Here is a 25,455-nt window from a genome sequence, read left to right as displayed (position 1 = left end):
CATGACTGTGCCCCTTATCCTTGCATCGTCCAGCCCGTTCCGGCGGATGTTGATGGAAAATGCCGGATTGCATTTTCAAGCCATCGCCGCCGATATCGACGAGCGCGCAATCGAAGCGCCGTTGGAACGCGATGGCGCCGGTCCGGATGCCGTAGCCCTGGTGCTGGCCAAGGCGAAGGCGAAAGAGGTGAGCGATCGCTTTCCCGGTTCGTTCGTCATCGGCTCGGATCAGACCATGTCGCTCGGCAGCCGGGTCTTCCACAAGCCGAAGACCATCGCGGATGCCGAAGAGCATCTGCGGATCTTGTCGGGCCAGACACACCGGCTCAACAGCGCCATCGCTCTGGCGCGCAACGGCGATATCATTTGGGAACATGTGTCACACGCCAACTTGACGATGCGTGAGCTATCGGCCGATTTCATCCATCGGCATCTCACCCGTGTCGGCGAGAAGGCGTTGTCGAGCGTCGGTGCCTATCAGCTCGAGGGGGAGGGCATCCAACTCTTCTCCAAGATCGACGGCGACTATTTTACCATAGTGGGATTGCCGATGCTGCCGCTTCTCCAGCAGCTGCGTGAATTGGGAGCGATCGATGGATGATTCACGTGAAACACAATCTCCGAAAGCCTTCGTCACGGGCTATCCGGTCAGGCATTCCCGCTCGCCGCTGATCCACGGCTATTGGCTGCGCCAGCTCGGCCTTGCCGGCAGCTACCGTGCGCATGAAGTCTCCGCGGAAGACTTTCCGGCGTTCATCGTTTCGCTCAAGGAGCGCTCCGGCGGTTTTGTCGGCGGCAACGTGACGATCCCGCACAAGGAGGCGGCTTTCAAATTGGCGGACCGGCCGGACGAATTGTCTGAGGAGCTTGGCGCTTCCAATACGCTATGGCTTGAGGAGGGGCTGCTTCACGCGACCAACACCGATGGTCGCGGCTTCACGGCAAATCTCGATGAACGCCATCCGGGCTGGGATCGCAGCGCGCGCGCCGTGATCCTCGGAGCGGGCGGTGCCAGCCGCGCCGTCATACAGGCCGTGCGCGATCGCGGCTTCACGGAGATCCACGTCGTCAACCGCACCGTCGAGCGGGCACAGGAATTGGCGGATCGCTTCGGCGACCGGGTTCACGCGCATCCTATCGCCGCACTTTGCGAAGTCATGCAGAACGCAGGCCTGTTCATCAACACCACGTCGCTCGGCATGGATGGCGAGGCTGCCCCGCGGATCGATTTCTCGCCCCTTGCGGATGGGGCTGTCGTGACGGACATTGTCTATGTGCCGCTGAAGACGCCGCTTCTGACCCAGGCGGAAGATCAGGGCTTTGCCATTGTCGACGGTCTTGGCATGCTGTTGCATCAAGCGGTGCCGGGCTTTGAAAAATGGTTCGGAAAACGCCCGGTGGTCGATGAGGCTCTAAGGGCTTTGATCATCGCCGACATGGACAGGCACACATGATCAGAATCGGCCTCACGGGATCGATCGGGATGGGAAAGTCGACCTCGGCGAAACTGTTCGCCGAAGCCGGTATTCCGGTGAACGACTCCGATGCCGTAGTGCATGATCTCTACAGCAACGAGGCGGTTCCGTTGGTCGAGGCTGCTTTCCCCGGTTCGACCAGGGATGGGATGGTCGATCGGCAGGAGCTTGGCCGCCAGCTTTCGGGTGATCCCTCCGGCTTCAAGCGACTGGAGGCCATCGTCCATCCGCTGGTGCGCGAGCGCGAGCGCCTGTTCCTCAAGCGCCAACGGCAAGCCGGCGTCGATATGGTGGTGCTCGATATCCCGCTGCTGTTCGAAACCGGGGCGGACAAAAGGGTGGATAAGATCGTCGTCGTCAGCTGCGATCCACAGATTCAAAGGCAAAGGGTGCTTGCCCGGCCGGGCATGACAGAGGAAAAATTCGATATGATTCTCTCCCGCCAGACGCCGGACGCGGAAAAGCGGGCGCGCGCCGATTATGTCATCGATACCGGCCGGAGCATCGATGCGGCGCGCGAACAAGTAAAAGAGATCATAGCGGACCTGCGGCAAAAGCCGCCGACTGACGAATCAAAAGGCGGAGAGCCCTGATATGCGCGAGATCATTTTCGATACGGAAACCACCGGGCTCGACAACAGGGCGGACCGTATCATCGAAATCGGCGGCATCGAGCTCATCAACCATTTCCCGACCGGTAACACGCTGCACCTCTTCATCAATCCAGGCGATCGCAAGGTTCATCCGGACGCACTCGCCGTGCATGGCATCACCGACGAGTCCCTGAAGGACAAGCCGCCCTTCGCCGATGTCGCCGATCAGATCCTCGAATTCTTCGCCGGCGCCAAATGGATCGCACACAACGCCACCTTCGACATGGGCTTCGTCAATGCCGAATTCGCCCGGCTCGGCCGGCCGCCGATCCTGCCTGATATGGTGATCGACACCCTGGCCATGGCGCGCCGCAAGCATCCCATGGGGCCGAACTCGCTGGATGCGCTCTGCCGGCGCTACGGCATCGACAACTCACATCGCACTCAACACGGAGCTCTCCTCGACTCCGAGCTGCTTGCCGAAGTCTATATCGAGATGATCGGTGGCCGGCAGACCGCTCTCGGCCTCGGCAGCAGCAACGGTTCATCGGCGCGCTCCCGTCAGAATGACGAGGGGGAGGAGATTGTTGTCGATGTCTTCGCGCGGCCCGAACCTTTGCCGGGCAGGGTGAGCGAAGAAGAACTGTCCGCCCATGCGGCGCTGATTGCCAAGCTCGGCGCGAAGGGGATCTGGTCCAAATATCGCGCTTCCGAATAGAAGCGCATTTCGAGGCACCAAAAGAAAATGCCCGGACATTGATCCGGGCATTTTCTTTTCTATCAATGATAGGCGGGTGAAGGCTTAGTTCGGAACGGCCGAAACCTGGGCGCGGGCCTGCTCTTCGGCCATACGCTGCGTGAACATCTGCGCGAAATCGATCGGGTCGATCATCAGCGGCGGGAAGCCGCCGTTGCGGGTGATATCGGCGATGATCTGACGCGCGAAGGGGAACAGCAGGCGCGGGCACTCGATGAAGAGCAGCGGCAGCATGTGTTCCTGCGGGAAGCCGGTGACGCGGAAGACGCCGCCATAGACCAGCTCGGTATGGAAGAGAACGCGCTCGCCATCCTTGGCTTCGGCATTCAGCGTCAATACGACGTCGAAATCCGAATCAGACAGCGGATTGGCGTTGACGTTGACATTGATATTGATGTCGGGAGCATTTTCCCGGGCCTGAAGCGAGCGCGGAGCACCCGGATTTTCGAAGGAAAGATCCTTGGTGTACTGAGCAAGGATGCTAAGGCTCGGGCTGGCTGCGCCGTTGCCGCTGGTCTCGTTGGCCATGGGGGTGTCCTCTCACGTCAATAGGTGTCGCCATCTAGCATTTCAAATTGGGGCTTACAACCCTTATGCCCCGGCGCTTTTTGGACCGCTGTTCTAGTCCTCGAGCCGCTTCTGATCGGACCAGGGCGAGTTGCGCTTAGGCTCGCGATGGAAATCGGTTTCGTCGAGATCGACGATCGTTCCGGGTTTGCTTGGCTGAGCCTGCGGACCGGCGCCCGGTCCTTGACCGCGACGAAAGGCGCGGGAATTGCCGACGACGACGATACGGTTGCGCAGGATCCTCCAGGCGAGATCGCGCACGGCCGGAATGAAAAGCAGCAGGCCGATGATATCGGAGATGAAGCCCGGCAGCATCAGGAAGAAGGCCGCGATAACGATCATGGCGCCATGCACCATCTCGCGGCCGGGATCGCCGCCGTTGCGGCTCTCGGTCGAGATGCGCTGGAGAATGCCGATCCCTTGAATTCTCAAGAGCGCCGCACCGAGCAGGGCGCTGAGGATCACCAGCCCCAGCGTCGCCCAGACGCCAACCATCTTTCCGACGACGATGAAGCCGGCGATTTCCGCGAGCGGCATCAGAAAAACGAAGATAGGTAGAAGCGATAGGCGCATGTTATCCTGGTCCTGAACGCGGGTTTCTCGGCATAAGCGTTAGTTGATCGCGCATAATAAAGAAACTGGTCCGCTATTTGAATGATAGATGGATGCGGACTATATGGGGATTGAAACTTTAATTTTAACGGTGGTTCCGATACGAGATGGGTGCAAACGACTTTGTGACGATCTTTTTCCTGGTGGCAGCGGTGCTGATCTTCTTTCAGTTGCGCAGTGTCCTTGGCCGCCGCACGGGGAATGAGAAGCCGCCGCGCGATCTCTATGGTTCCGCCGATCCGGTGAATGGCCCGACGCCGCCGGATGCCGGCAAGGTGGTGACCTTGCCGCGTCGCGACACGGCGGAAGAGGAAGATCGCTTCGCCGCCGTCGACGCCTTCACCCCGGCCGGCACGCCGCTCAATGATTCTCTGCGCGAAGTGAGCAAGACCGATCCCGCCTTCAATCCGAAGGAATTCGTCAATGGCGCCCGCATGGCCTATGAGATGATCGTCATGGCTTTTGCAGATGGCGATCGCAAGGCCTTGAAGGGATTGCTTTCGCGCGAGGTCTATGACGGCTTCGATGCAGCAATCGCCGATCGCGAGGCCAAGGGTGAAAAGGTCAAATCGACCTTCGTCGGCATCGACAAGGCCGATATTCTCAGCGCCGAGATCAAGGGAACCGAAGCCTTGGTCACCATGCGCATCGTCAGCCAGATGATTTCGGCGACCTACGACAAGGCCGGCACGCTGATCGACGGCGACGCCGAGGCCGTGGCCGAGGTCAGCGACCTCTGGACTTTCGCCCGCGACACCCGTTCCCGCGATCCGAACTGGAAACTTGTGGCGACCGAATCTGAACAATGACGAGCCCATTGCAGGATTTCAGACTGGAACCGGCAACCTTCGCCGATCTGAAGGGCTGGAAGGACGACGATCCTTCCAGCCTTTTTCGCGCCATGAAGGACTGTCGAACCCATATCCGCGACGTAAAGCCCTACCGTACCGGCGCTGCCGGCCTGACCGCCGATGAACTTCTGGTTGTGCTCGATGCCGCCGAAGATTGGGAACCACGCGATGCGGTCGAGGCACGTGCCTTCTTCGAAGAGCATTGCCGGCCCTTCTTCATTCGCCGTGGCGATGGCGCCAAAGGGTTCGTAACCGCATTCTTTGAGCCGGAGATCGAGGTTTCGGCCACGCCGGACGAAACCTATCGCTATCCCTTCTACCGGCGACCAGATGATCTGATCGACCTGGACGACGGCAATCGGCCTGCGGATCTCGACCCGTCCTATATGTTCGGACGCCTCCGCGACGGTGCGATTTCAGCCTATCCCGATCGCGGCGAGATCGATCGCGGTTATCTTGAGGGCAAGGGGCTGGAGATCGCCTGGGCGAAATCCAAGGTCGACGTCTTCTTCGTGCATGTGCAGGGGGCTGCTCGCCTGCGCTATCCGGATGGGCGCATGGGCCGCATCACCTATGCCGCCAAGGCCGGGCATCCCTTCTCGGCGGTCGGGCGCCTGCTCATCGAGCGGGGTATGCTCGACCGCGCGACGATATCCATGCAGACGATCCGCGACTGGCTTTATGCCCACCCACGGGAGGTCGACGAGGTTCTCTGGCACAATCGGTCCTATATCTTCTTCCGCGAGGCCGATGTCAGCGACCCCACGCTCGGTCCGATTGCCGCCGCCAAGGTGCCTCTGCTTGCCGGCCGGTCCCTTGCGGTGGATCGCCTGATCCATACCTTCGGCTTTCCCTTCTTCATCCGCTCGGAAAGTCTCACTCATCTTGATGCCGGCAAGCCTTTCGCGCGGCTGATGCTGGCGCTGGATACAGGCTCCGCCATCGTCGGGCCGGCGCGCGGCGATATATTTACCGGTTCGGGCTATGATGCCGGGGAGCTCGCCGGCACAGTGCGCAATGACGCCGATTTTTATATATTCATTCCAAAGGCGGCGGCGCGAAGGTTCGGCTGATGGCCTCGGAACGAAAGAACAAGGAGCATAAGCTCAGCGCGGAGGACCGCATCCTCTGGGGCAGGGTAGCCAAGAGCACCCGGCCCATGGCCGGCCGAATGGCCGATATGGAGGCTTTCGAAGCAGCACTGGCAGCCGAAGCGGAGAGCGAGGAAAAGGCCCGCGCCGCAAAGGCGGGAACGGCTCCGATGCCAACCGACCCGCAAAATGTGCCGACGCCCGCCAAACAGCCTTCCGGCCGCCACCACCAGCTCGAACGTCCGGTCAAGCGCAAGATCGCCAAGGGGCGGCTGGCGCTGGAGGCCCGGATCGATCTTCACGGCCTCATCCAGAGCGAGGCGCATGGCATGCTTCTGGATTTCCTCCTGCGCGCCCATGGCCGCGGGCTTCGCCATGTGCTTGTCATAACAGGCAAGGGCAGCTCCATGGGCAGCGAAGGGGCGCTCAAGCGCGCGGTACCGCTCTGGTTTTCCAAGCCGGAATTCCGATTTCTGATCTCTTCCTACGAGACGGCGGCGCAACATCATGGTGGCGACGGCGCGCTCTATATCCGCCTGTCGCGCCTGAAGGGGGACAAGCCTTGACCCCCTTCGGCGAAGCGGTGAGAAAGCTCAGGCTGCGCAAGGGCGTCTCGCAAAAGGAAATGGCGGCCGCGCTGAATGTGACGCCGGCTTATTTATCCGCCTTAGAACACGGAAAGCGCGGGACACCGACCTTTGATCTGCTGCAGCGCATCGCCGGATATTTCAACATCATCTGGGACGAAGCCGAGGAATTGTTCCTGTTGGCGCGCTTTTCCGACCCCCGCGTCGTCGTCGACACGTCGGGGCTTGCACCCGAATATACGGCCTTCGTCAACCACTTGGCCGGCAAGATTCGCAATCTTGACGCAGCAACGATACAAGAGCTATCTCGAGTTCTCGAAAATGGCGGCAAATCAGGCTGAAAAGCGCCTCAATCCCCTGTTTTATACCTGATTTAGGGGCCTTCCGTTTGGAAGTTCGGGGTGAAACATCCTATATTCAGGGAAAGAAAAACCGCTGATTCGTCAGTGATCGGCGAGATTCTCTAAACACTGGAAAGACTTCAATAAAATGACCGATATATCCGTAACCGAAAACGGCGGTAACGCCGAGTATGGCGCAGACAGCATCAAGGTTCTGAAGGGCCTTGATGCCGTGCGCAAGCGACCCGGGATGTATATCGGTGACACGGATGACGGTTCGGGCCTGCATCACATGGTCTACGAAGTCGTCGACAACGCCATCGACGAGGCGTTGGGCGGCTATGCCGACATCGTCACGGTCACCCTCAATCCCGATGGATCGGTGACGGTAACCGATAACGGCCGCGGCATCCCGACGGATATCCATACCGGCGAAGGTGTTTCTGCGGCCGAAGTCATCATGACCCAGCTTCATGCCGGCGGTAAGTTCGACCAGAATTCCTACAAGGTCTCCGGCGGCTTGCACGGCGTCGGCGTTTCCGTCGTCAACGCACTGTCCGTCTGGTTGAAGCTGAAGATCCGCCGCCAGGGCAAGATCAACGAAATGAGCTTCACCCACGGCGTGGCCGATGCGCCGCTCAAGGAAACCGGCGATGCCGGCAATGAGACCGGCACCGAAGTCAGCTTCATGCCGAGCTCTGACACCTTCACTATGACGGAATTCGATTACGGCACGCTGGAGCATCGCCTCCGCGAGCTTGCTTTCCTGAATTCCGGCGTGCGCATCCTTTTGACCGACAAGCGTCATTCCGACATCAGGCAGGAAGAGATGCTCTATGACGGCGGCTTGGAAGCCTTCGTCGCCTATCTCGACCGCGCCAAGAAGCCGCTGGTCCAAAAGCCGGTGTCGATCCGCAGCGAGAAGGACGGCATCACTGTCGAAGTCGCCATGTGGTGGAACGACAGCTACCATGAAAACGTGCTCTGCTTCACCAACAACATCCCGCAGCGCGATGGCGGCACGCATATGGCCGGCTTCCGCGCCGCGCTGACGCGCCAGATCACCTCCTACGGCGAGTCATCCGGCATCACCAAGAAGGAAAAGGTGACGCTGACGGGTGACGATTGCCGCGAAGGCTTGACGGCTGTGCTGTCGGTCAAGGTTCCCGATCCGAAATTCTCCTCGCAGACCAAGGACAAGCTGGTTTCCTCGGAAGTCCGCCCGGTGGTCGAAAGCCTCGTAAACGAAGCGCTCGGCACCTGGCTCGAAGAGCATCCGTCCGATGCAAAGGTACTGGTCGGCAAGGTTGTCGAAGCCGCTGCCGCCCGCGAGGCCGCCCGCAAGGCGCGCGAGCTGACCCGGCGCAAGGGCGCTCTCGATATTGCCTCGCTGCCCGGCAAGCTCGCCGACTGCTCGGAACGCGATCCCGCCAAGTCCGAAGTCTTCCTCGTCGAGGGCGATTCGGCAGGCGGTTCGGCCAAACAGGGCCGTTCGCGCGAAAATCAGGCGATCCTGCCGCTGCGCGGCAAGATTCTCAACGTCGAGCGCGCCCGCTTCGACAAGATGCTCTCGAGCCAGGAAATCGGCACGCTGATCACCGCACTCGGTACCGGCATCGGCAAGGACGAATTCAACGCCGACAAGCTGCGCTATCACAAGATCATCATCATGACGGATGCCGACGTCGACGGCGCCCATATCCGTACCCTGCTGTTGACTTTCTTCTTCCGGCAGATGCCCGATCTCATCGAACGCGGCCATCTCTATATTGCCCAGCCGCCGCTCTATAAGGTGACGCGCGGCAAATCGGTGCAATATCTGAAGGATGAGAAGGCGCTGGAAGAATATCTGATCGCGCAGGGTCTTGACGATGCGAGCCTCAGGCTTGGCAATGGCGAGGTGCGCGCAGGACAGGATCTGCGCGAGGTTATCTTCGATGCGCTGCGCCTGCGCACGCTGCTCGACAATCTGCATTCGCGCTATAACCGCGATGTCGTCGAACAGGCGGCGATTGCCGGCGCGCTCAATGCCGAACTGGTCAGCGATCGGGCGCGGGCCGCGGTGCTCGTTGATGACGTCGCCAAGCGGCTCGATATCATCGCCGAGGAAACCGAACGCGGCTGGACCGGCCTCGTGACGGATGAAGGCGGTTTGCGGTTCGAGCGCATGGTGCGCGGCGTCAAGGAAGTCGTGCTTCTCGACATGGCGCTGATCGGTTCGCAGGATGCACGCCTCATCGACCAGCTCGGCGTCCGGCTCAAGGAAACCTACGTCGTGCCGCCGAAGCTCGTGCGCCGCGATGGCGAAACCGAGATTTCCGGCCCGCGCAAACTGTTGGAAACGATCTTCACCGCCGGCCGCAAGGGTCTTACCATGCAGCGCTATAAGGGCCTTGGCGAAATGAATGCCGAGCAGCTCTGGGAAACGACACTGGATCCGAATGCGCGCTCGTTGTTGCAGGTCAGGGTCGCGGATGCGAATGATGCCGACGGCTTGTTTGCCCGACTTATGGGCGATGAGGTCGAGCCCCGGCGCGAGTTTATTCAGGAAAATGCGCTAAGCGTCGCCAATCTCGACATCTGATCCCTGTCACGAGAAACAAAAAGGCCCGCCAGAACATCTGGCGGGCCTTTTCCATTGATATCAATTACTTGGCGATAAACGTGCCATTGAAGGCAACCTCGGAAAGCGGATTGCGATGGTTCGGCACCTCGCGCTCCCTCAGCTTTTCCGGTAGCTGGTTTTTGTCGCCGATCTTGCCGATCGCAACAGCGGTCTCGACGCGGAACCCTTCAGGAATACCGAGAACCTCGTAGGACTTCTCGACATGAAAGCCGCCCATGCCGTGGGCTGCATAGCCGGCTAGATGTGCCTGCATCGCCAGAAAGCCCCAGGCAGTGCCAGCATCGAAGGAGTGGCTGTAGCTGGGCTTCTGCTCGGCGGAACCGAGTTCGCCGCTATGGGTGCGCGAGATGACGAAGAGCAGCGCCGCAGCGGATTTCGCCCAGCCCTGGTTGAATTCGATCAGAAGATCGAGGAACTTGTCCCAGTTCTCCGAACCGCGCAGGGCATAGACGAAGCGCCAGGGCTGCAGGTTCGAAGCGGATGGCGCCCAATGGGCAGCCTCCAGAATGGTCAGCAGATCCTTTTCCGGCATGGTCTCGTTGGAATAGGCGCGCGGCGACCAGCGATCGAGGAAGATCTTATCGATCGGATACTGCGATTCGCGATTGTTGCTTGATGTCATTGGGGCTTCTTTCCATCAGTGGGAACCAGTTGCAGGTCTTTTTGCAGAGATTTCGTGGTTGGCCATCAACATATGAGGCGTGTCTATATTCGGCTCTCGTCGGCAGTCCAGATCACATCGAGCTCTTCGCGAAATGCAAAACGCTTGAGGTGATCGGCAACAACTGCCTGCATGCGTTCGAGATCCTCGGGCTTTTCAACACTCAGCGTCATGATCAGGTTGGTGGGATTGGCCACCAGCCCAAGATAGGCTTCGGCGCTGAAAGGCACCTTCCCGGCCGTTTCATTGAATTCCACCTCAAATCGGTGGCTCCAGTGCTTGCAGAGCTGCTGCAGATAGCGACTGGCATGCTCTGTTTTCACTGACGAGACGGATGCGGGCATGGGATGCTCCAGTAAACTTGAACAGAAGACACGTGTTTCCATACATAGATCCTTCCGCATTCGCCAGGTAGACAGACTGTTTCAAGTTTGCGTTATTTCGGCGAAATCCTGTTTCGCTATGCTGTCGCGGAAGAGAACACTCGCGACTGGAGACGCAACCTTGCTGGTGAACGGGAAATGGACTGAGGATTGGCAGCCGGTCCAGGCCAAGGATGAAAAGGGCGGCTTCGTCCGCCAGACCTCGAGTTTCCGCAGCTGGGTAACACCCGACGGCCGACCGGGACCGACGGGCGAGCGCGGATTCAAGGCGGAGGCCGGCCGCTACCATCTTTATGTCGCGTTGATCTGTCCCTGGGCGTCACGTACCCTGATTGGCCGCAAGCTGAAGGGGCTTGAGGATGTCATTTCCGTCTCGGTGGTCGAACCGGCGCTGACCAAGCAGGGCTGGCGTTTCGGAGATTATCCCGGCGCGACAGACGACCCTGTCAACGGCGCCACCTATATGCATGAGATCTACACCAAGGCCGATCCGCTCTTCACGGGCCGCGCCACCGTGCCGGTGCTTTGGGACAAGCGGACCGGCACGATCGTCAACAACGAGTCATCAGACATCCTGCGCATGCTGAATGACGGTTTCGGCGATCTTGCCCAGAACGGCATCGATCTTTATCCGGCCGGCGGGCGCGAGGATATAGACCGCTTCAACGCGCGGATCTATCCGGCCCTCAATAACGGCGTCTATCGCGCCGGCTTCGCGACGACGCAGGTCGCCTATGAGGAAGCCTTCCATGGCGTGTTCGAATGTCTCGATCAGGTTGAGGCCGAGCTGGAGGGCAGGGACTACCTCTTTACCTACTATCCGACCGAAAGCGATATCAGGCTGTTCGTCACCCTCGTCCGTTTCGATGTCGCCTATCACGGCCTCTTCAAGTGCAACCTCCGCAGGCTGTCGGATTATGCCAATCTCCAGTCCTTCTGCCGCCGCATGTTCGACTGGCCTGGGATCGCCGAGACGGTCAGCTTCGATCACATCAAGCGCGGCTACTATTCGGTGACGGCGCTCAATCCGAGCGGTATCGTGCCGCTCGGCCCTGCACTCGAAGAGCTGTTCTGATACTCGACCGCCCCCAAAAACCCGTCTAAGGTCCGCCTCGTTTTGATGGAATTGGGAGGACCGTTATGAATGGGGAGGAGTTTCGGCGCTGGTCGGAAAAGGCGGCGAATTGGGGTGCGGATTATCGCGCATCGCTCCGGGACCGGCCCGTGCGGGCGCAGACGGCTCCCGGCGAAATATCCGCGCATATTGCCGATTCCCCACCGGAATCCGGCGAAGCGATGGAGGATATCTTCAAGGATTTCGAGGATATCCTCGTTCCCGGCATGACGCATTGGCAGCACCCACGCTTCTTTGCCTATTTCCCCGCCAATGCCGCCCCGGTCTCGGTGATCGCCGAATATCTGGTCAGCGCCATTGCCGCCCAATGCATGCTTTGGCAGACCTCGCCTTCCGCCACCGAGTTGGAGACCAAGGTGGTCGACTGGCTGCGTCAAGCCCTCGGCCTGCCTGACAGTTTCACCGGCGTCATCCAGGATTCGGCCTCAACCGCAACTCTTGCCGCCGTTCTGGTCATGCGCGAGCGGGCGCTGGACTGGCATGGCAACAGCCATGGACTTGCTGCAAACAAGGCGGTGCGGATCTATTCGACCGATCAGGTCCATACGTCAATCGACCGCGCCATCTGGATTTCCGGCGTCGGCGCGGAGAACCTGGTGCGCATCCCCTCCACCGGTCCGAACAAGGCCATGGATCCTCAGGCGCTTGCCGCGGCGATAGAGCAAGACCGCGCCGCCGGCTTGCTGCCGGCCGGTGTTATCGCCTGCGTTGGTGGCACCAGCGTCGGCGCCTGCGATGACATCGCTGCTGTCGTCGATGTGGCGCATGCCCACGGACTTTACGTGCATGTCGATGCCGCCTGGGCGGGCTCCGCCATGATCTGCCCGGAATTCCGTGAGCTGTGGCAAGGCGTCGAGCGGGCCGATTCCATCGTCTTCAATCCGCATAAATGGCTTGGCGCGCAATTCGATTGCTCCGTCCAGTTCGTTCGCGAACCGGAAACGCTGGTGCGGACGCTGGCGATCCAGCCCGAATATCTGCGTACCCATGGCCATGACGGCATCATCAACTATTCGGAATGGTCGGTGCCGCTTGGCCGGCGCTTCCGCGCGTTGAAGCTCTGGTTCCTGCTGCGCTATCACGGCCTGGAAGGGCTGCGGGGGATGATCCGCAATCACGTCGCATGGTCGCAGAATCTGGCTAAGCGCCTGGCGGCCGAACCCGATTTTGAGATTGTCACCCAGCCGTTTCTGTCGTTGTTTTCGTTCGATCACAAGGCGCCGACGGGCGCCGATCAGGAAAGCCATACGCAGCGCCTGATTGCCGCGATCAACAATGACGGCCGCATCTATCTGACGCAGACCCGCGTTGCCGGCCGCCTGGTCATTCGCTTTCAGGCCGGACAGTTCGAAGCGACAGCGGAAGATATCGATACGGCTTTTGCTGTCATCGTCGAAATCGCCAGAGCATTGCCCCCGGTCTAGAAAAACTGTTGTTCCCACGCGGAACGCGGGAGCATGCTATGCTCTGAAATCGATTGATGACACTGGTAAATAATTCGTTCATATATGGTGTCACCAATCTTGGCTTTGAAAGCAATCTCGTCTTTGAAAAATGCAGGGAAGGAAAATCCATGAAATTGTTGCGTGTAGGGCAAGCCGGAAAGGAAAAGCCGGCACTTCTAGATAGCGACGGCAAGATCCGCGATCTCTCCGCGCATGTCGCCGATATTGGTGGAGAGGCCATTTCGCCGGCTGGTCTCGCAAAGATCGCCGCTCTCGATCCGAAGAGCCTGCCGGAACTGGCGGAAGGCCGCATCGGCGCCTGTGTCGCCGGCACCGGCAAATTCATCTGCATCGGTCTGAACTTTTCCGACCATGCCGCGGAAACCGGTGCCACCGTGCCGCCGGAGCCGATCATCTTCATGAAGGCAAGCTCGGCCATCGTCGGCCCGAATGACAACGTGCTGATCCCGCGCGGCTCGGAAAAGACCGATTGGGAAGTCGAGCTCGGCGTCGTCATCGGCAAAAAGGCGAAATATGTCAGCGAAGCCGATGCTCTCGATTATGTCGCCGGCTATTGCGTTTCGCACGATGTTTCCGAGCGCGCTTTCCAGACGGAACGTTCGGGACAATGGACCAAGGGCAAGTCCTGCGACACCTTCGGTCCGATCGGCCCGTGGCTGGTTACGAAGGACGAGGTTGCCGATCCGCAGAACCTCGGGATGTGGCTGAAGGTCAACGGGAAGACGATGCAGAACGGCTCGACCAAGACCATGGTCTATGGTGTTGCCTACCTCGTATCCTATCTCAGCCAGTTCATGTCGCTGCATCCGGGTGACGTCATCTCCACCGGCACGCCTCCCGGCGTCGGCATGGGCATGAAGCCACCGCAATATCTGAAGCCGGGCGATGTCGTCGAACTCGGCATGGAAGGCCTCGGCACGCAGCGCCAGACCTTCCTCGCAGACGCATGAGGCCTTGAGGCTCAGGAACTTTAATCTTTTGAGATCATTGTTGATGCCGGAGAAGCGATTCTCCGGCGTTTTTATAGGTAAAACTCTCTGCAGTTATGTTGCCCCCCAGCAAAAACTGCTAGACTGGTTAGTAAGAGCTTAAAGGATGGAGATTGCGCCTGAGGAGCCGCAATCATCCTGCTGCGCAGCGCAACCGGAGGAGCGCCGCAATGAAAGCAGCGACATATGAGGCGCATGAGCTTTTGAAAATCTATGTGATTTGCAAGTTCGCGCGCCGGCATCTCGAAAGGTGACGCCCCCAAATGTTTTATCAGTTTTACGAACTCAATCATGCCGCCCTCGCACCCTTCCGCGCCGCTGCCGACATGATGCGCCTGGCCTCTGCCAATCCCCTTAATCCGCTGTCGCATACCATGCTTGGCCGCACGTTGACGGCAAGCCTCGAAGTCTTCGAGCGCACGACCAGGCGCTATGGCAAGCCGGAATTCGGGCTTCATGAGACGGCGATCGACGGCAAGCCGGTTTCGGTGCACGAAAAGATCGTCTGGAAGAAGCCGTTTTGCGATCTCATCCATTTCGAGCGCAGCCTGCCCGCCGGTCACGGCATCGATCCGCGCATCCTGATCGTCGCGCCGATCTCGGGCCACTATGCGACACTGCTGCGCGGAACCGTGGAAGCCCTTCTGCCGGGCGCCGATATCTATATCACCGACTGGATCGATGCCCGCATGGTGCCCATGACCGAAGGCACCTTCGATCTGGAGGATTATATCGATTACGTCATCGAGATGCTGCACCATCTCGGGCCGGACACGCATGTCGTTGCCGTCTGCCAGCCGTCCGTGCCGGTTCTCGCGGCCGTTGCGGTGATGGAGGCGGCCGGCGATCCTCTGGTGCCGGCGTCGATGACGCTGATGGGCGGCCCGATCGATACGCGCATCAATCCGACGGCGGTCAACAAGCTGGCCAAGGACAGGCCGCTCGAATGGTTTGCCGACAATGTCATCATGAATGTCCCCTGGCCGCAGCCGGGCTTCATGCGGCCCGTCTATCCCGGCTTCCTGCAGCTTTCCGGCTTCATGTCTATGAACCTCGATAGGCACATGATCGCCCACAAGGACTTCTTCGTGCATCTCGTCAAGAACGACGGCGAGCCGGCGGAGAAGCACCGCGATTTCTATGATGAATACCTGGCTGTCATGGATCTGACTGCGGAATTCTATCTGCAGACCGTGGACCAGGTGTTCATCAAGCATGCGCTGCCCAAGGGCGAACTCATGCATCGCGGCCGGCCGGTCGATCCTTCGGTGATCCGCAATGTCGCGCTGCTGACCGTCGAGGGCGAGAATGACGATATCTCCGGCGTCGGCCAGACCATGGCGGCGCAGACCATCTGCACCGGCATCCCCGATCATATGCGCATGCATTATCTGCAGCCGGACGTCGGCCATTACGGTGTCTTCAACGGCTCGCGCTTCCGCCGCGAGATCGCGCCGCGCATTTTAGCCTTTGCCCGCGAGCATGCCCGCACCGGCCGGCCGGTCGTCAAGCGGGTGATCAAGGGCGGGAAATCCGCCTGAGGAGCATGATCCAAAAAAGGCGCAGCGATTTTTGGATGAAGATCATGCAAAATCAAATAGTCAGAGCGTGATGACGTCCGAAAAGAACGTCATCACGCTCTGGCAGCGCAAATTATTAGCTTTTGTTGAATTATCCGCGCGGATTCAAGGGCTTGTCCGATTCCGCTTGAATATGCCATTGAAGGCTCACGAAGAGGTTACCATCTCGATTCCAGCGGTTTCGAAGATGATCGGGCCGTTTACCGCGCCGCGCGTCCTTGGAACGCGCTGAGATGCAGTAGAGCTTTAAAAAATGCGCAGAAGCCTTTCCGTCGATCGGTGTTGGTCGAGGGGCGATGCGCCGTGCGAGGATACCTCACGATGAACCAATCTGCATTGCTACGCCCGGATTGGACTCCGGCTACTATTGCCCTGATGGTGCTTGGCTTCGTGGTCTTTTGGCCGCTGGGCTTTGCCATGCTCGCCTATATTCTCTTCGGGGAACGTTTGCGGGATTTCAAAAGGGATGTGAATGAAAGGGCCGACGGCATGTTTGCCGGCTGCGGCCGCCATCGCGGCCGTCACCGTCATTCCTTCTCCACCGGCAACGTCGCCTTCGACGACTGGCGCAAGGCGGAACTTGAGCGCCTCGAGCAGGAGCGCCGCAAGCTGGACGAGATGCGCGCCGAATTCGACAGCTACGTCCGCGAGCTGCGCCGCGCCAAGGATCAGGACGAGTTCGACCGCTTCATGCGCGAGCGCAACAGCGTCAAGCGCAATGACAACAATGGCGGTCCGGCGACCGAATTCCAGACGCCATGACCGAGGCCCTGTGACGTAATCGAAACCGGCATCTGGCGATGCCGGTTTTTCTTTGCCAGATATCAGCCCGAATCGTATAAAACTGCCTTCCATGTTTCCGCTTCTATCCAGATCCCGCAGAGCGTCTGCCGAACCACCCGCGCCGGAAACGCGCACCCTGAACGTCGCCGGCCGTCTGATGCCGCTGACGATCCGCCAGCATGAGCGGGCGACGCGCATCACGCTTCGAATCGAGCCGGGCGGACGCTCGCTGAAGATGACCATTCCGCGCGGTCTTGCGGCACGCGAGGTCAATGCCTTCCTCGACCGGCATCAGGGCTGGCTTTTGACAAAGCTCGCCAAATTCACGACGGACAGCAGCCTGCGCAGCGGCAGCGAAATCCTTCTGCGCGGCGTGCGTCACCGGATCGAGCACACAGGTACCCTGCGCGGTCTCACCGAAGCCATCATTGTGGACGGCCAGCCGGTGCTGCGTGTCAGCGGTCTGCCGGAACATGCCGGCCGCCGCATCGCGACTTTCCTGAAGAAGGAGGCACGCGCCGATCTCGAAAAGCTCGTGGCGGTGCACGCCGGAACGATCCGCGCGCCTGTCTCCTCCATCACCATGAAGGACACCCGCAGCCGTTGGGGCTCTTGCTCTTCCCAGGGAAACCTCAGCTTCTCCTGGCGCATCGTCATGGCGCCGCCGCTGGTCATCGACTATCTCGCCGCCCATGAGGTCGCGCACTTAAGAGAAATGAACCACGGCCCGCGCTTCTGGGCGCTCTGCCGCAAGCTCTGCCCCGGCATGGACGATGCCAAGGCCTGGCTGAAGCGCCACGGCAGCCAGCTGCACGCGATCGATTTTGATTGAGCAAGCCGTTATCGGCTAAAGGCTTCTGGCCCTTTTCGCGTGATGTGGCTCATTCGGGTGCAGCGATGCGAATCGGCCGTGTGCCGATCGGAGCACCGGTTGCACGGTCGATCATGACGGGATCGATCTCCGTCCCGGTCTCGGCGTCGAAGAACCGGGTTACACCGTCTGCATTGCGGTGCTTTCGCCCCCACGCGCCGATCGCAAAAAGGACGGGCAGGAAGTCCTGGCCCGCTGCAGTCAATATGTACTCATCCCGCGGCGGCCGCTCCGAATAGCGGTGCTTCTCCAGCAGCCCGTCCTCCGTGAGCGCTGCAAGCCGACGGGTCAGGATCGTCGGGGCGATGCTGAGGCTCTTGCGGAATTCATCGAATCGGGTGAGCCCGGCATGGGCGTCCCTTAGGATCAGCATGCTCCATGCGTCCCCCACCAGCGCGAGGCTGCGGGCAATCAGGCATGATTGGTCTGAAAGATTCTGCATGTTAGTATCTTTTTGATAGTGACTTAGTTTCGAAATGATAGTAACTTGGTTTTCATCGATGTTCCATGATAAAAATGAAAGCCGAGACAGATGAGCGGTAAAGAACGCGGCGTCGCCCTGGTCACAGGCGCTTCCTCCGGCATTGGGCTGGCAACCGCACGAGCGCTGCGGCGCAATGGTTACCAGGTGTTCGGAACCAGCCGCAAGCCGATGGCCGACACCTCCGATGGCGTGACGATGCTGGTTTGCGACGTCACTGACGATCGTTCGGTACAGAGTGTGGTCGAAGATGTTGTGATCCGTGCAGGACGAATCGATCTTCTCGTCAACAATGCCGGGATCGGGTTGCTCGGAGGCGCCGAGGAGTCTTCTGCCGTACAGGCAAAGGCTCTGTTCGATGTGAATGTCTTCGGCGTCGTGCGTCTGACGAATGCGGTGCTGCCCATTATGAGACGCCAGCGAAAGGGCAGGATCATCAACATGAGCTCCATCCTTGGTCTCATACCCGCCCCTTCAACGCCCTCTATGCATCGACCAAGCATGCGATCGAGGGCTATTCGGAATCGCTCGACCACGAGGTGCGAACGCAAGGCATTCGCGTCGTGCTGGTCGAGCCTGGCGTCACCCGCACGTCTTTCGAGGAAAATCTCACGCGTGCTGATCAGCCGCTTCCCATCTACGACACCATTCGCACCGATGCGGAAAAGCTGATGCGGGAGATCGTCGAGACGGGAGATGCACCGGAGATCGTCGCCGACATGCTCGTTAAGGCGGCCAATGCGGCATCACCGAAGAGACGTTACACCGCAGGAAAGATGGCAGGCCAGGTCCGCTTCATACGCCGCTTCCTGCCCGAGTCATTCGTCGACAAAAATCTTCGGAAGTTCAACAGGCTTCCGGCCTGAGCCGCTAGCGCCGCAACCTTAGGAAAAGAAAGTCAGTATCATGAAGGCATTCTTGATCGATCGCTATGCGAAAGGTGCTGCTCTGCGCTTGGGCGAAGTCCCCGAGCCGGAGTTGCGGGAAGACGAAGTTTTGGTCCGGATCCATGCTGCCAGCGTAAACCCGGTGGATGCCAAGATCAGGGACGGCGAGTTCAAACTTGTGCTGCCATACCGCCTGCCGCTGATCCTGGGCAATGACGCGGCAGGCGTCGTGGTTCGGGTCGGATCTAAAGTCCGGAAATTCAAAACCGGCGATGAAGTCTATGGACGCCCGGCCAAGGACCGTATCGGCACATTCGCGGAGTTCATTGCGATCAACGAGGCCGACGTTGCGATGAAGCCGAAGAACCTGACAATGGAAGAGGCGGCATCGGTGCCGCTCGTCGCCCTGACCGCCTGGCAGGCGCTTGTCGACCGGGCAAACCTGAAGAAGGGGCAGAAGATTCTGATCCATGCCGGCTCGGGCGGCGTCGGGGCGATTGCCATCCAGCTTGCCAAACATATCGGTGCGACCGTGGCGACGACGACAAGCACAGCCAATGTCGATCTGGTCAGAAGTCTCGGAGCGGATGTCGTCGTCGACTACAAGAAGGACGATTTCGAAAACGTCCTGCAGGGGTATGATGTCGTGCTGAACAGCCTTGGCAAGGATACGCTGGAAAAATCACTCCGCGTCCTGAAGCCGGGTGGGAAGTTGATCTCGATCTCCGGTCCGCCAGATCCGGAGTTTGCCAGGGAAAGCGGTTCCGGCTGGCTGCTTCGGCAAGCTATGCGCCTGCTGAGCTTTAGCATCCGCAGAAAATCCAAACGCCATCGCGTCAGCTATTCGTTCCTCTTCATGAAGCCGAGCGGCGGGCAGCTCGAGCAGATCGCCTCATTGATAGAGGCAGGAGCCATACGACCTGTCGTCGATCGGGTCTTTCCGTTCGAAAAGACCAACGAGGCGCTGGCCTACGTCGAGACAGGCCGTGCTCGGGGCAAGGTCGTCATCGCGGTGCGGTGAGGACTTTTGCCACATGAAGGCCATTGTATAGGTTTCAGGCCAAAGAGCACTGTTACCCGCCGTCGCCTTCGGCAGCGCAAAATTCCCCCGCCTGTCGCCTTTAGGCTCGACTCTTTTGAAATTTCGTGTCACTCCGCTGCCATGAACCCCGATGTCAAAATTTGCGGTCTGAAGACGCCGGAAGCGGTGGATCGTGCGCTTGCGCGCGGCGCCACCCATATCGGCTTCATCTTCTTCGAGAAGAGCCCACGCTATATCGAGCCCGATCTGGCCGGCCGGCTGGCCGAGCGCGCTCGCGGCAAGGCAAAGATCGTTGCCGTCACGGTCAATCCCACCAATGACGATCTCGATGAGATCATGTCGCTGGTGCAGCCGGATATATTGCAGCTCCATGGTAATGAAAGCCCGGAGCGTGTCTTGACGATCAAGGCGGTTTATAATGTCTCCGTCATGAAGGCCATGTCGGTGCGTGACGCCGACGATCTGAAGCGGGTCGAATCCTATATCGGCATTGCCGACCGCTTCCTGTTCGACGCCAAGCCGCCTGTCGGCTCGGAGCTGCCGGGTGGAAACGGCGTGTCCTTCGATTGGGGCCTGATGAGCTGGCTCGACGATCGGGTCGACTACATGCTGTCGGGCGGCGTGAACAAGGACAACGTCGCGCTCGCGCTGGCATCCACCAAGGCCACGGGCATCGATCTTTCCTCCGCCGTCGAAAGCGCGCCGGGCGTGAAGGATCTGGGTAAGATCGACCAGTTTTTCGACGCATTTGCAGAAGCATGTCTGCCGGAACCGGCAGCAGGGAGTAGAGAGTGAACCAGACGCCAAAACTGAATTCCTTCCGCGCCGGCCCCGATGAGGACGGTCGTTTCGGCATTTACGGCGGCCGTTTCGTTGCCGAAACGTTGATGCCGCTGATCCTGGATTTGCAGGAGGAATGGAACAAGGCGAAGAACGATCCGGCCTTCCAGGCGGAATTGAAATCTCTCGGCACGCATTATATCGGCCGCCCGAGCCCGCTTTACTTTGCCGAGCGCCTGACGGCCGAACTTGGCGGCGCGAAGATCTATTTCAAGCGCGAAGAGCTGAACCACACCGGGTCCCATAAGATCAACAACTGCATCGGCCAGATCCTGCTGGCCAAGCGCATGGGCAAGACCCGCATCATCGCCGAAACCGGCGCGGGCCAGCATGGCGTCGCTTCCGCGACGGTTGCCGCCCGTTTTGGCCTGCCCTGCGTCGTCTACATGGGCGCGACCGATGTCGAGCGGCAGGCGCCGAACGTCTTCCGCATGAAGCTTCTTGGCGCCGAGGTCATTCCGGTAACGGCCGGCAGCGGCACGCTGAAGGATGCCATGAACGAAGCCCTTCGCGATTGGGTCACCAATGTCGACGACACCTATTACCTGATCGGAACGGCCGCCGGCCCGCATCCCTATCCGGAAATGGTTCGGGATTTCCAGGCTGTGATCGGCACGGAAGCCAAGCAGCAGATGCTGGAAGCCGAAGGGCGCCTGCCGGATCTCGTTATCGCGGCCGTCGGCGGCGGTTCGAATGCGATCGGCATCTTCCATCCCTTCCTCGATGATGAAGGCGTCAAGATCGTCGGCGTCGAAGCCGGCGGCAAGGGCCTTGAGGGCGACGAGCATTGCGCCTCGATCACCGCGGGCTCGCCCGGCGTGCTGCACGGCAACCGCACCTACCTGCTGCAGGACGATGACGGCCAGATCAAAGAGGGACATTCGATTTCGGCCGGCCTCGACTATCCCGGCATCGGCCCGGAACATTCCTGGCTGAACGATATCGGTCGCGCCGAATATGTGCCGATCATGGACCATGAGGCGCTGGAAGCCTTTCAGACGCTGACGCGCCTCGAAGGCATCATTCCGGCGCTGGAGCCGAGCCATGCGCTCGCCGAAGTCATCAAGCGCGCCCCGAAGATGGGCAAGGACGAGATCATCCTGATGAACCTCTCCGGCCGCGGCGACAAGGACATCTTCACCGTCGCCAAGATTCTGGGAATGTGAGTTAGACGCAATGACCGCACGTATGGACAAACGCTTCGCCGCTCTGAAGGCTGAAGGCCGCCCGGCACTCGTCACCTATTTCATGGGTGGCGATCCCGATTACGACACCTCGCTCGGCATCATGAAGGCGCTGCCGGAAGCCGGTGCCGACGTCATCGAGCTCGGCATGCCCTTTTCCGATCCCATGGCCGACGGCCCGGCGATCCAGCTTGCAGGCCAGCGCGCCTTGAAGGCCGGCCAGACGCTGAAGAAGACGCTGCAGCTCGCCGCCGATTTCCGTAAGACGGATGCCGATACGCCGATCGTGATGATGGGCTACTATAATCCGATCTATATTTACGGCGTCGAAAAGTTCCTCGATGACGCCCTTGTCGCCGGCGTCGATGGCCTGATCGTCGTCGACCTGCCGCCGGAAATGGACGACGAACTCTGCATTCCCGCCATCAGGAAGGGCATCAACTTCATCCGCCTGGCGACGCCGACCACCGATGACAAGCGCCTGCCGACCGTTTTGAAGAACACGTCCGGTTTCGTCTATTATGTCTCGATGAACGGCATCACCGGTTCGGCTCTGCCGGATCCGTCGCTGGTGTCGGGCGCAGTTGAGCGTATCAAGCAGCACACCGACCTGCCGATCTGCGTTGGCTTCGGCGTCAAAACAGCAGAGCATGCCAAGGTAATCGGCGGCTCCGCAGACGGCGTGGTCGTCGGCACCGCCATCGTCAACCAGATCGCCACCAGCCTCACCAAGGATGGCAAGGCCAGCGCCGACACCATCCAGGCCGTCGCGACGCTTGTCCGGGGCCTGTCGACGGGAACCCGCTCGGCACGCCTTGTTGCCGCCGAATAGTTTCCCCATATAGGCCTGTCTTCAAATCGTTGCGAATTGAAGACATGGCCTATGGGCATTAAGTGACGACTACGATATCGATTGATATGGTCGATTAGGAGTTTCGAATTGAACTGGATCACGAATTACGTTCGCCCACGGATCAACTCCATGCTGGGCCGTCGCGAAATTTCGGAGAATCTCTGGATCAAGTGCCCGGAGACCGGCGAAATGGTCTTCCACAAGGATCTTGAGGACAACAAGTGGGTCATCCCCGCTTCCGGCTTCCATATGAAGATGCCGGCCAAGGCGCGCCTTGCCGATCTCTTCGACAATGGCGAGTATGAAGCCCTGCCGCAGCCGAAGGTCGCGCAGGACCCGCTGAAGTTCCGCGATTCGAAGAAATATACCGACCGCCTGAAGGACAGCCGCATCAAGACCGAGCAGGAAGACACGATCCTTGCAGGCATCGGCAAGGTTCGGGGCGTCAAGCTCGTTGCCGTCGTGCATGAGTTCAATTTCATGGGCGGTTCGCTCGGCATCGCTGCCGGCGAGGCCATCGTCAAGGCATTCGAGCGGGCGATTTCAGAGAAATGCCCGCTGGTCATGTTCCCGGCTTCGGGTGGCGCGCGCATGCAGGAAGGCATCCTGTCGCTGATGCAACTGCCGCGCACCACGGTTGCCGTCGACATGCTGAAGGAAGCCGGCCAGCCCTATATCGTCGTTCTGACCAATCCGACGACCGGCGGCGTCACCGCCTCCTACGCCATGCTGGGCGATATTCATCTGGCCGAGCCGGGCGCGGAAATCTGCTTTGCCGGCAAGCGCGTCATCGAGCAGACGATCCGCGAAAAGCTGCCGGAAGGCTTCCAGACCTCGGAATACCTGCTGGAACACGGCATGGTGGACATGGTCATCAAGCGTCACGACATTCCGGATACCCTGGCCACGCTCCTGAAGATCCTGACCAAGGCGCCGGCAAACGACGTGTCCGCCAAGAGCAAGAATGGTGCTGCGCTGGCGATAGCGGCGAGCGCCTGATATCATCGATGGCGGAGGTGCGGGATGACGGCTATGGATCAATCCGCAATGAGCGAGGCAGCACGGGAGATTGACAAGCTGATGGGGCTGCACCCCAAGGGCTTCGATCTCTCCCTGGAGAGAATAACCCGGCTGCTCGATATCCTCGGTAACCCTCATAGGAAATTGCCGCCGGTGATCCATGTCGCCGGCACCAACGGCAAGGGATCGGTGACGGCCTTCTGCCGCGCGCTGCTCGAAGCCGGCGGTTACAGCGTCCACGTTCACACCTCGCCGCATCTCGTCAATTGGCACGAGCGCTACCGCATGGGCGTCAAGGGTGGCCGCGGCAAGCTTGTCGACGACGCCGTGTTCGCTGATGTGCTGCGGCGCATCGCCGACGCCAATGGCGGCCAGAAAATCACGGTCTTCGAGATCCTGACGGCAGCGACCTTCATCCTATTTGCCGAGCATCCGGCCGATGCCGCCGTCATCGAAGTCGGCCTCGGCGGCCGTTTTGATGCCACCAACGTCATTTCCGATCCGGCCGTGTCGGTCATCATGCCGATTTCGCTCGATCACCAGCCCTATCTCGGCGATCGCGTCGAGCTGATTGCGGCCGAGAAGGCTGGCATTATGAAATCAGGCCATCCTGTTGTCATCGGCCACCAGGAATATGATGCGGCGCTCGACGTGCTGATATCGACGGCCGAGCGGCTGCGTTGTCCGACGGCCGTTTTCGGCCAGGATTTTTCCGCCCACGAAGAATATGGCAAGCTGGTCTACCAGGACGAGTTCGGCCTCGCCGATCTGCCGCTGCCGCGCCTGCCGGGCCGCCATCAATATGCCAATGCCGCCGCCGCCATCCGCGCCGTCAAGGCCGCCGGTTTCGTCGTCACCGAAGCGATGATGGAAAAGGCGATGACCTCGGTCGAATGGCCGGGCCGCCTGCAGCGGTTGACGGACGGCAATCTGATGTCGCATGCACCCGAAGGCGCGGAGATCTGGGTTGATGGTGGCCATAATCCCGGCGCCGGCGAAGTCATCGCCGAAGCCATGGCCAATTTCGAGGAGCGCCAGCCACGGCCTCTGTTCCTGATTATCGGCATGATCAACACCAAGGATCCGGTCGGTTATTTCAAGGCCTTCGCCGGTCTTGCGGAAAAGGTCTATTGCGTGCCGATCCGCGCCAGCGACGCGATGATCGATCCGGTCATTCTGGCGAACGCGGCCTATGATGCCGGCCTGGTGGCGGAACCGATGTCTGATGTCGGCGAGGCGCTGGATGCGATCAAGGCCTTCGTCGTGCCGAATTCACCCGCTCCGCGCATTTTGATCGGTGGATCCCTCTATCTGGTCGGCGACGTTCTTGCCGATAACGGCACGCCGCCCCGATAAATTGGATCAGGATCAATAAAAAAGCCCGGTCGAGCCGGGCTTTTTTATTCTATTCAGTCGATACCTATCAGGATGCGCTGGAAATCCAGCTCTGCAGGGCGGTCTTCGGAGCGGCGCCGACCTTGATGTCAGCCACTTCGCCGCCCTTGAACATGGCAAGCGTCGGGATCGAGCGAACGCCGAACTGGGCGGCCAGTTCCGGATTTTCGTCGATATTGAGCTTGGCGACCTTGACCTTGCCTTCAAACTGTACGGCGAGCTCTTCCAAAGCCGGAGCGATCATCTTGCACGGACCGCACCATTCGGCCCAGAAATCAACGACGACGGGCTCTGCGGACTGCAGGACTTCAGCAGTGAAGTTGGAAGTATCGACTTTAACGGTAGCCATAGGCTGCTCCTTTACCAGGATTTGCGGTTGCTATGT

At 59.9% G+C, this 25,455-nt stretch carries 28 protein-coding genes and 1 pseudogene; 23 read left to right on the top strand and 6 right to left on the bottom strand.

All coding sequences use genetic code 11. The features are described 5' to 3' along the window. Position 1 precedes the first annotated feature (1 nt). From FHT28_RS12265 to dnaQ, 4 genes are read left to right on the top strand one after another with little or no spacing between them, the layout of a single operon-like run. Entirely contained in the window at positions 2-601 is a 600-nt protein-coding gene (locus tag FHT28_RS12265) for a Maf-like protein (RefSeq protein WP_168596406.1), read from the top strand. Continuing rightward, the gene (locus FHT28_RS12260) at positions 594-1,454 is read left to right on the top strand and encodes a shikimate dehydrogenase (protein ID WP_168596405.1); all 861 of its coding nucleotides are present in this window, start codon (positions 594-596) and stop codon (positions 1,452-1,454) included. Before FHT28_RS12265 ends, FHT28_RS12260 begins: the two co-directional genes overlap by 8 nt. Beyond that, positions 1,451-2,068 carry a dephospho-CoA kinase gene (gene coaE / locus FHT28_RS12255; protein WP_037195607.1) on the top strand — a complete coding sequence of 206 codons (618 nt, stop codon included), beginning with the start codon at positions 1,451-1,453 and terminating at the stop codon, positions 2,066-2,068. Before FHT28_RS12260 ends, coaE begins: the two co-directional genes overlap by 4 nt. 1 nt (position 2,069) lies before the next feature. Continuing rightward, a complete protein-coding gene (gene dnaQ, locus FHT28_RS12250) occupies positions 2,070-2,786 on the top strand; it encodes a DNA polymerase III subunit epsilon (protein ID WP_168596404.1) in 717 nt (238 codons plus the stop codon). An 84-nt stretch (positions 2,787-2,870) separates the two neighbouring features. Here the strand turns inward: dnaQ and secB are convergent, their stop codons facing one another. After that, positions 2,871-3,353 (bottom strand): protein-export chaperone SecB, encoded by a 483-nt coding sequence (gene secB / locus FHT28_RS12245; protein WP_037195603.1) that lies wholly within the window; start codon positions 3,351-3,353, stop codon positions 2,871-2,873. Between the two features lie 93 nt (positions 3,354-3,446). Then, positions 3,447-3,965 (bottom strand): FxsA family protein, encoded by a 519-nt coding sequence (locus FHT28_RS12240; protein WP_168596403.1) that lies wholly within the window; start codon positions 3,963-3,965, stop codon positions 3,447-3,449. A 146-nt stretch (positions 3,966-4,111) separates the two neighbouring features. On the opposite strand from FHT28_RS12240, the gene FHT28_RS12235 reads away from it, so the two are divergent. The 5 genes from FHT28_RS12235 to gyrB all read left to right on the top strand — a co-directional run bounded on the left by FHT28_RS12235 (position 4,112) and on the right by gyrB (position 9,458). After that, positions 4,112-4,813, top strand: coding sequence for a Tim44/TimA family putative adaptor protein (locus tag FHT28_RS12235; protein ID WP_037195599.1), 702 nt, complete (start codon positions 4,112-4,114; stop codon positions 4,811-4,813). Next, positions 4,810-5,928 (top strand): murein transglycosylase A, encoded by a 1,119-nt coding sequence (locus tag FHT28_RS12230; protein WP_168596402.1) that lies wholly within the window; start codon positions 4,810-4,812, stop codon positions 5,926-5,928. Before FHT28_RS12235 ends, FHT28_RS12230 begins: the two co-directional genes overlap by 4 nt. Next, positions 5,928-6,512 carry a Smr/MutS family protein gene (locus FHT28_RS12225; protein ID WP_168596401.1) on the top strand — a complete coding sequence of 195 codons (585 nt, stop codon included), beginning with the start codon at positions 5,928-5,930 and terminating at the stop codon, positions 6,510-6,512. The genes FHT28_RS12230 and FHT28_RS12225 overlap by 1 nt, the downstream gene beginning before the upstream one ends. Further along, complete coding sequence (locus FHT28_RS12220) at positions 6,509-6,874, top strand: helix-turn-helix transcriptional regulator (protein WP_047559359.1); 366 nt, start codon at positions 6,509-6,511, stop codon at positions 6,872-6,874. Before FHT28_RS12225 ends, FHT28_RS12220 begins: the two co-directional genes overlap by 4 nt. A gap of 148 nt (positions 6,875-7,022) precedes the next feature. After that, entirely contained in the window at positions 7,023-9,458 is a 2,436-nt protein-coding gene (gyrB, locus tag FHT28_RS12215; protein WP_168596400.1) for a DNA topoisomerase (ATP-hydrolyzing) subunit B, read from the top strand. Between the two features lie 64 nt (positions 9,459-9,522). Here gyrB and FHT28_RS12210 read toward each other — a convergent pair whose 3' ends face one another. Both FHT28_RS12210 and FHT28_RS12205 read right to left on the bottom strand, forming a co-directional pair. After that, a complete protein-coding gene (locus FHT28_RS12210; protein ID WP_037195580.1) occupies positions 9,523-10,122 on the bottom strand; it encodes a nitroreductase family protein in 600 nt (199 codons plus the stop codon). Between the two features lie 83 nt (positions 10,123-10,205). Beyond that, positions 10,206-10,505: a DUF2218 domain-containing protein gene (locus FHT28_RS12205; protein WP_168596399.1), complete on the bottom strand. Its 300-nt coding sequence runs from the start codon at positions 10,503-10,505 to the stop codon at positions 10,206-10,208. Positions 10,506-10,665: 160 nt separating this feature from the next. On the opposite strand from FHT28_RS12205, the gene FHT28_RS12200 reads away from it, so the two are divergent. The 7 genes from FHT28_RS12200 (at position 10,666) to FHT28_RS12170 (ending at position 17,329) form a co-directional block, all read left to right on the top strand. Next, complete coding sequence (locus FHT28_RS12200; protein ID WP_168596398.1) at positions 10,666-11,619, top strand: glutathione S-transferase family protein; 954 nt, start codon at positions 10,666-10,668, stop codon at positions 11,617-11,619. A gap of 65 nt (positions 11,620-11,684) precedes the next feature. Continuing rightward, a complete protein-coding gene (locus FHT28_RS12195; protein WP_047559354.1) occupies positions 11,685-13,103 on the top strand; it encodes a pyridoxal-dependent decarboxylase in 1,419 nt (472 codons plus the stop codon). A 149-nt stretch (positions 13,104-13,252) separates the two neighbouring features. Then, positions 13,253-14,095, top strand: a complete 843-nt coding sequence (locus tag FHT28_RS12190; protein ID WP_037196131.1) for a fumarylacetoacetate hydrolase family protein — start codon at positions 13,253-13,255, stop codon at positions 14,093-14,095. 302 nt (positions 14,096-14,397) lie between these two features. Then, positions 14,398-15,675 carry a polyhydroxyalkanoate depolymerase gene (phaZ, locus tag FHT28_RS12185; protein ID WP_168596397.1) on the top strand — a complete coding sequence of 426 codons (1,278 nt, stop codon included), beginning with the start codon at positions 14,398-14,400 and terminating at the stop codon, positions 15,673-15,675. A 31-nt stretch (positions 15,676-15,706) separates the two neighbouring features. After that, complete coding sequence (locus tag FHT28_RS12180; protein WP_141694044.1) at positions 15,707-15,946, top strand: hypothetical protein; 240 nt, start codon at positions 15,707-15,709, stop codon at positions 15,944-15,946. 89 nt (positions 15,947-16,035) lie between these two features. After that, positions 16,036-16,476, top strand: a complete 441-nt coding sequence (locus FHT28_RS12175) for a DUF2852 domain-containing protein (protein WP_092573051.1) — start codon at positions 16,036-16,038, stop codon at positions 16,474-16,476. Between the two features lie 91 nt (positions 16,477-16,567). Next, a complete protein-coding gene (locus FHT28_RS12170) occupies positions 16,568-17,329 on the top strand; it encodes a SprT family zinc-dependent metalloprotease (protein ID WP_037195567.1) in 762 nt (253 codons plus the stop codon). A gap of 49 nt (positions 17,330-17,378) precedes the next feature. On the opposite strand, the gene FHT28_RS12165 is transcribed toward FHT28_RS12170, so the two are convergent. Continuing rightward, positions 17,379-17,810, bottom strand: a complete 432-nt coding sequence (locus FHT28_RS12165; protein ID WP_047637612.1) for a helix-turn-helix domain-containing protein — start codon at positions 17,808-17,810, stop codon at positions 17,379-17,381. A 90-nt stretch (positions 17,811-17,900) separates the two neighbouring features. Between FHT28_RS12165 and FHT28_RS12160 the strand changes: the two are divergent. The 7 genes and pseudogenes from FHT28_RS12160 to FHT28_RS12130 all read left to right on the top strand — a co-directional run bounded on the left by FHT28_RS12160 (position 17,901) and on the right by FHT28_RS12130 (position 25,031). Then, positions 17,901-18,715, top strand: a pseudogene (locus tag FHT28_RS12160) (oxidoreductase). A 40-nt stretch (positions 18,716-18,755) separates the two neighbouring features. Beyond that, positions 18,756-19,757: an NADP-dependent oxidoreductase gene (locus FHT28_RS12155; RefSeq protein ID WP_037195561.1), complete on the top strand. Its 1,002-nt coding sequence runs from the start codon at positions 18,756-18,758 to the stop codon at positions 19,755-19,757. A 141-nt stretch (positions 19,758-19,898) separates the two neighbouring features. Further along, positions 19,899-20,573, top strand: a complete 675-nt coding sequence (locus tag FHT28_RS12150; protein WP_037195560.1) for a phosphoribosylanthranilate isomerase — start codon at positions 19,899-19,901, stop codon at positions 20,571-20,573. Next, a complete protein-coding gene (gene trpB / locus FHT28_RS12145; RefSeq protein WP_037195558.1) occupies positions 20,570-21,784 on the top strand; it encodes a tryptophan synthase subunit beta in 1,215 nt (404 codons plus the stop codon). The genes FHT28_RS12150 and trpB overlap by 4 nt, the downstream gene beginning before the upstream one ends. A gap of 10 nt (positions 21,785-21,794) precedes the next feature. Continuing rightward, positions 21,795-22,634, top strand: coding sequence for a tryptophan synthase subunit alpha (gene trpA, locus FHT28_RS12140; RefSeq protein ID WP_168596396.1), 840 nt, complete (start codon positions 21,795-21,797; stop codon positions 22,632-22,634). Positions 22,635-22,742: 108 nt separating this feature from the next. Continuing rightward, complete coding sequence (gene accD / locus FHT28_RS12135; protein WP_168596395.1) at positions 22,743-23,654, top strand: acetyl-CoA carboxylase, carboxyltransferase subunit beta; 912 nt, start codon at positions 22,743-22,745, stop codon at positions 23,652-23,654. A gap of 48 nt (positions 23,655-23,702) precedes the next feature. Beyond that, entirely contained in the window at positions 23,703-25,031 is a 1,329-nt protein-coding gene (locus tag FHT28_RS12130; RefSeq protein ID WP_210255743.1) for a folylpolyglutamate synthase/dihydrofolate synthase family protein, read from the top strand. A gap of 67 nt (positions 25,032-25,098) precedes the next feature. Here FHT28_RS12130 and trxA read toward each other — a convergent pair whose 3' ends face one another. Next, complete coding sequence (trxA, locus tag FHT28_RS12125) at positions 25,099-25,419, bottom strand: thioredoxin (RefSeq protein ID WP_037195551.1); 321 nt, start codon at positions 25,417-25,419, stop codon at positions 25,099-25,101. Positions 25,420-25,455 lie beyond the last annotated feature (36 nt).

It is taken from the genome of Rhizobium sp. SG570, from assembly GCF_012275345.1.
Classification (GTDB): domain Bacteria; phylum Pseudomonadota; class Alphaproteobacteria; order Rhizobiales; family Rhizobiaceae; genus Rhizobium; species Rhizobium lusitanum.
This window is presented reverse-complemented; position numbering and strand designations above follow the sequence as displayed.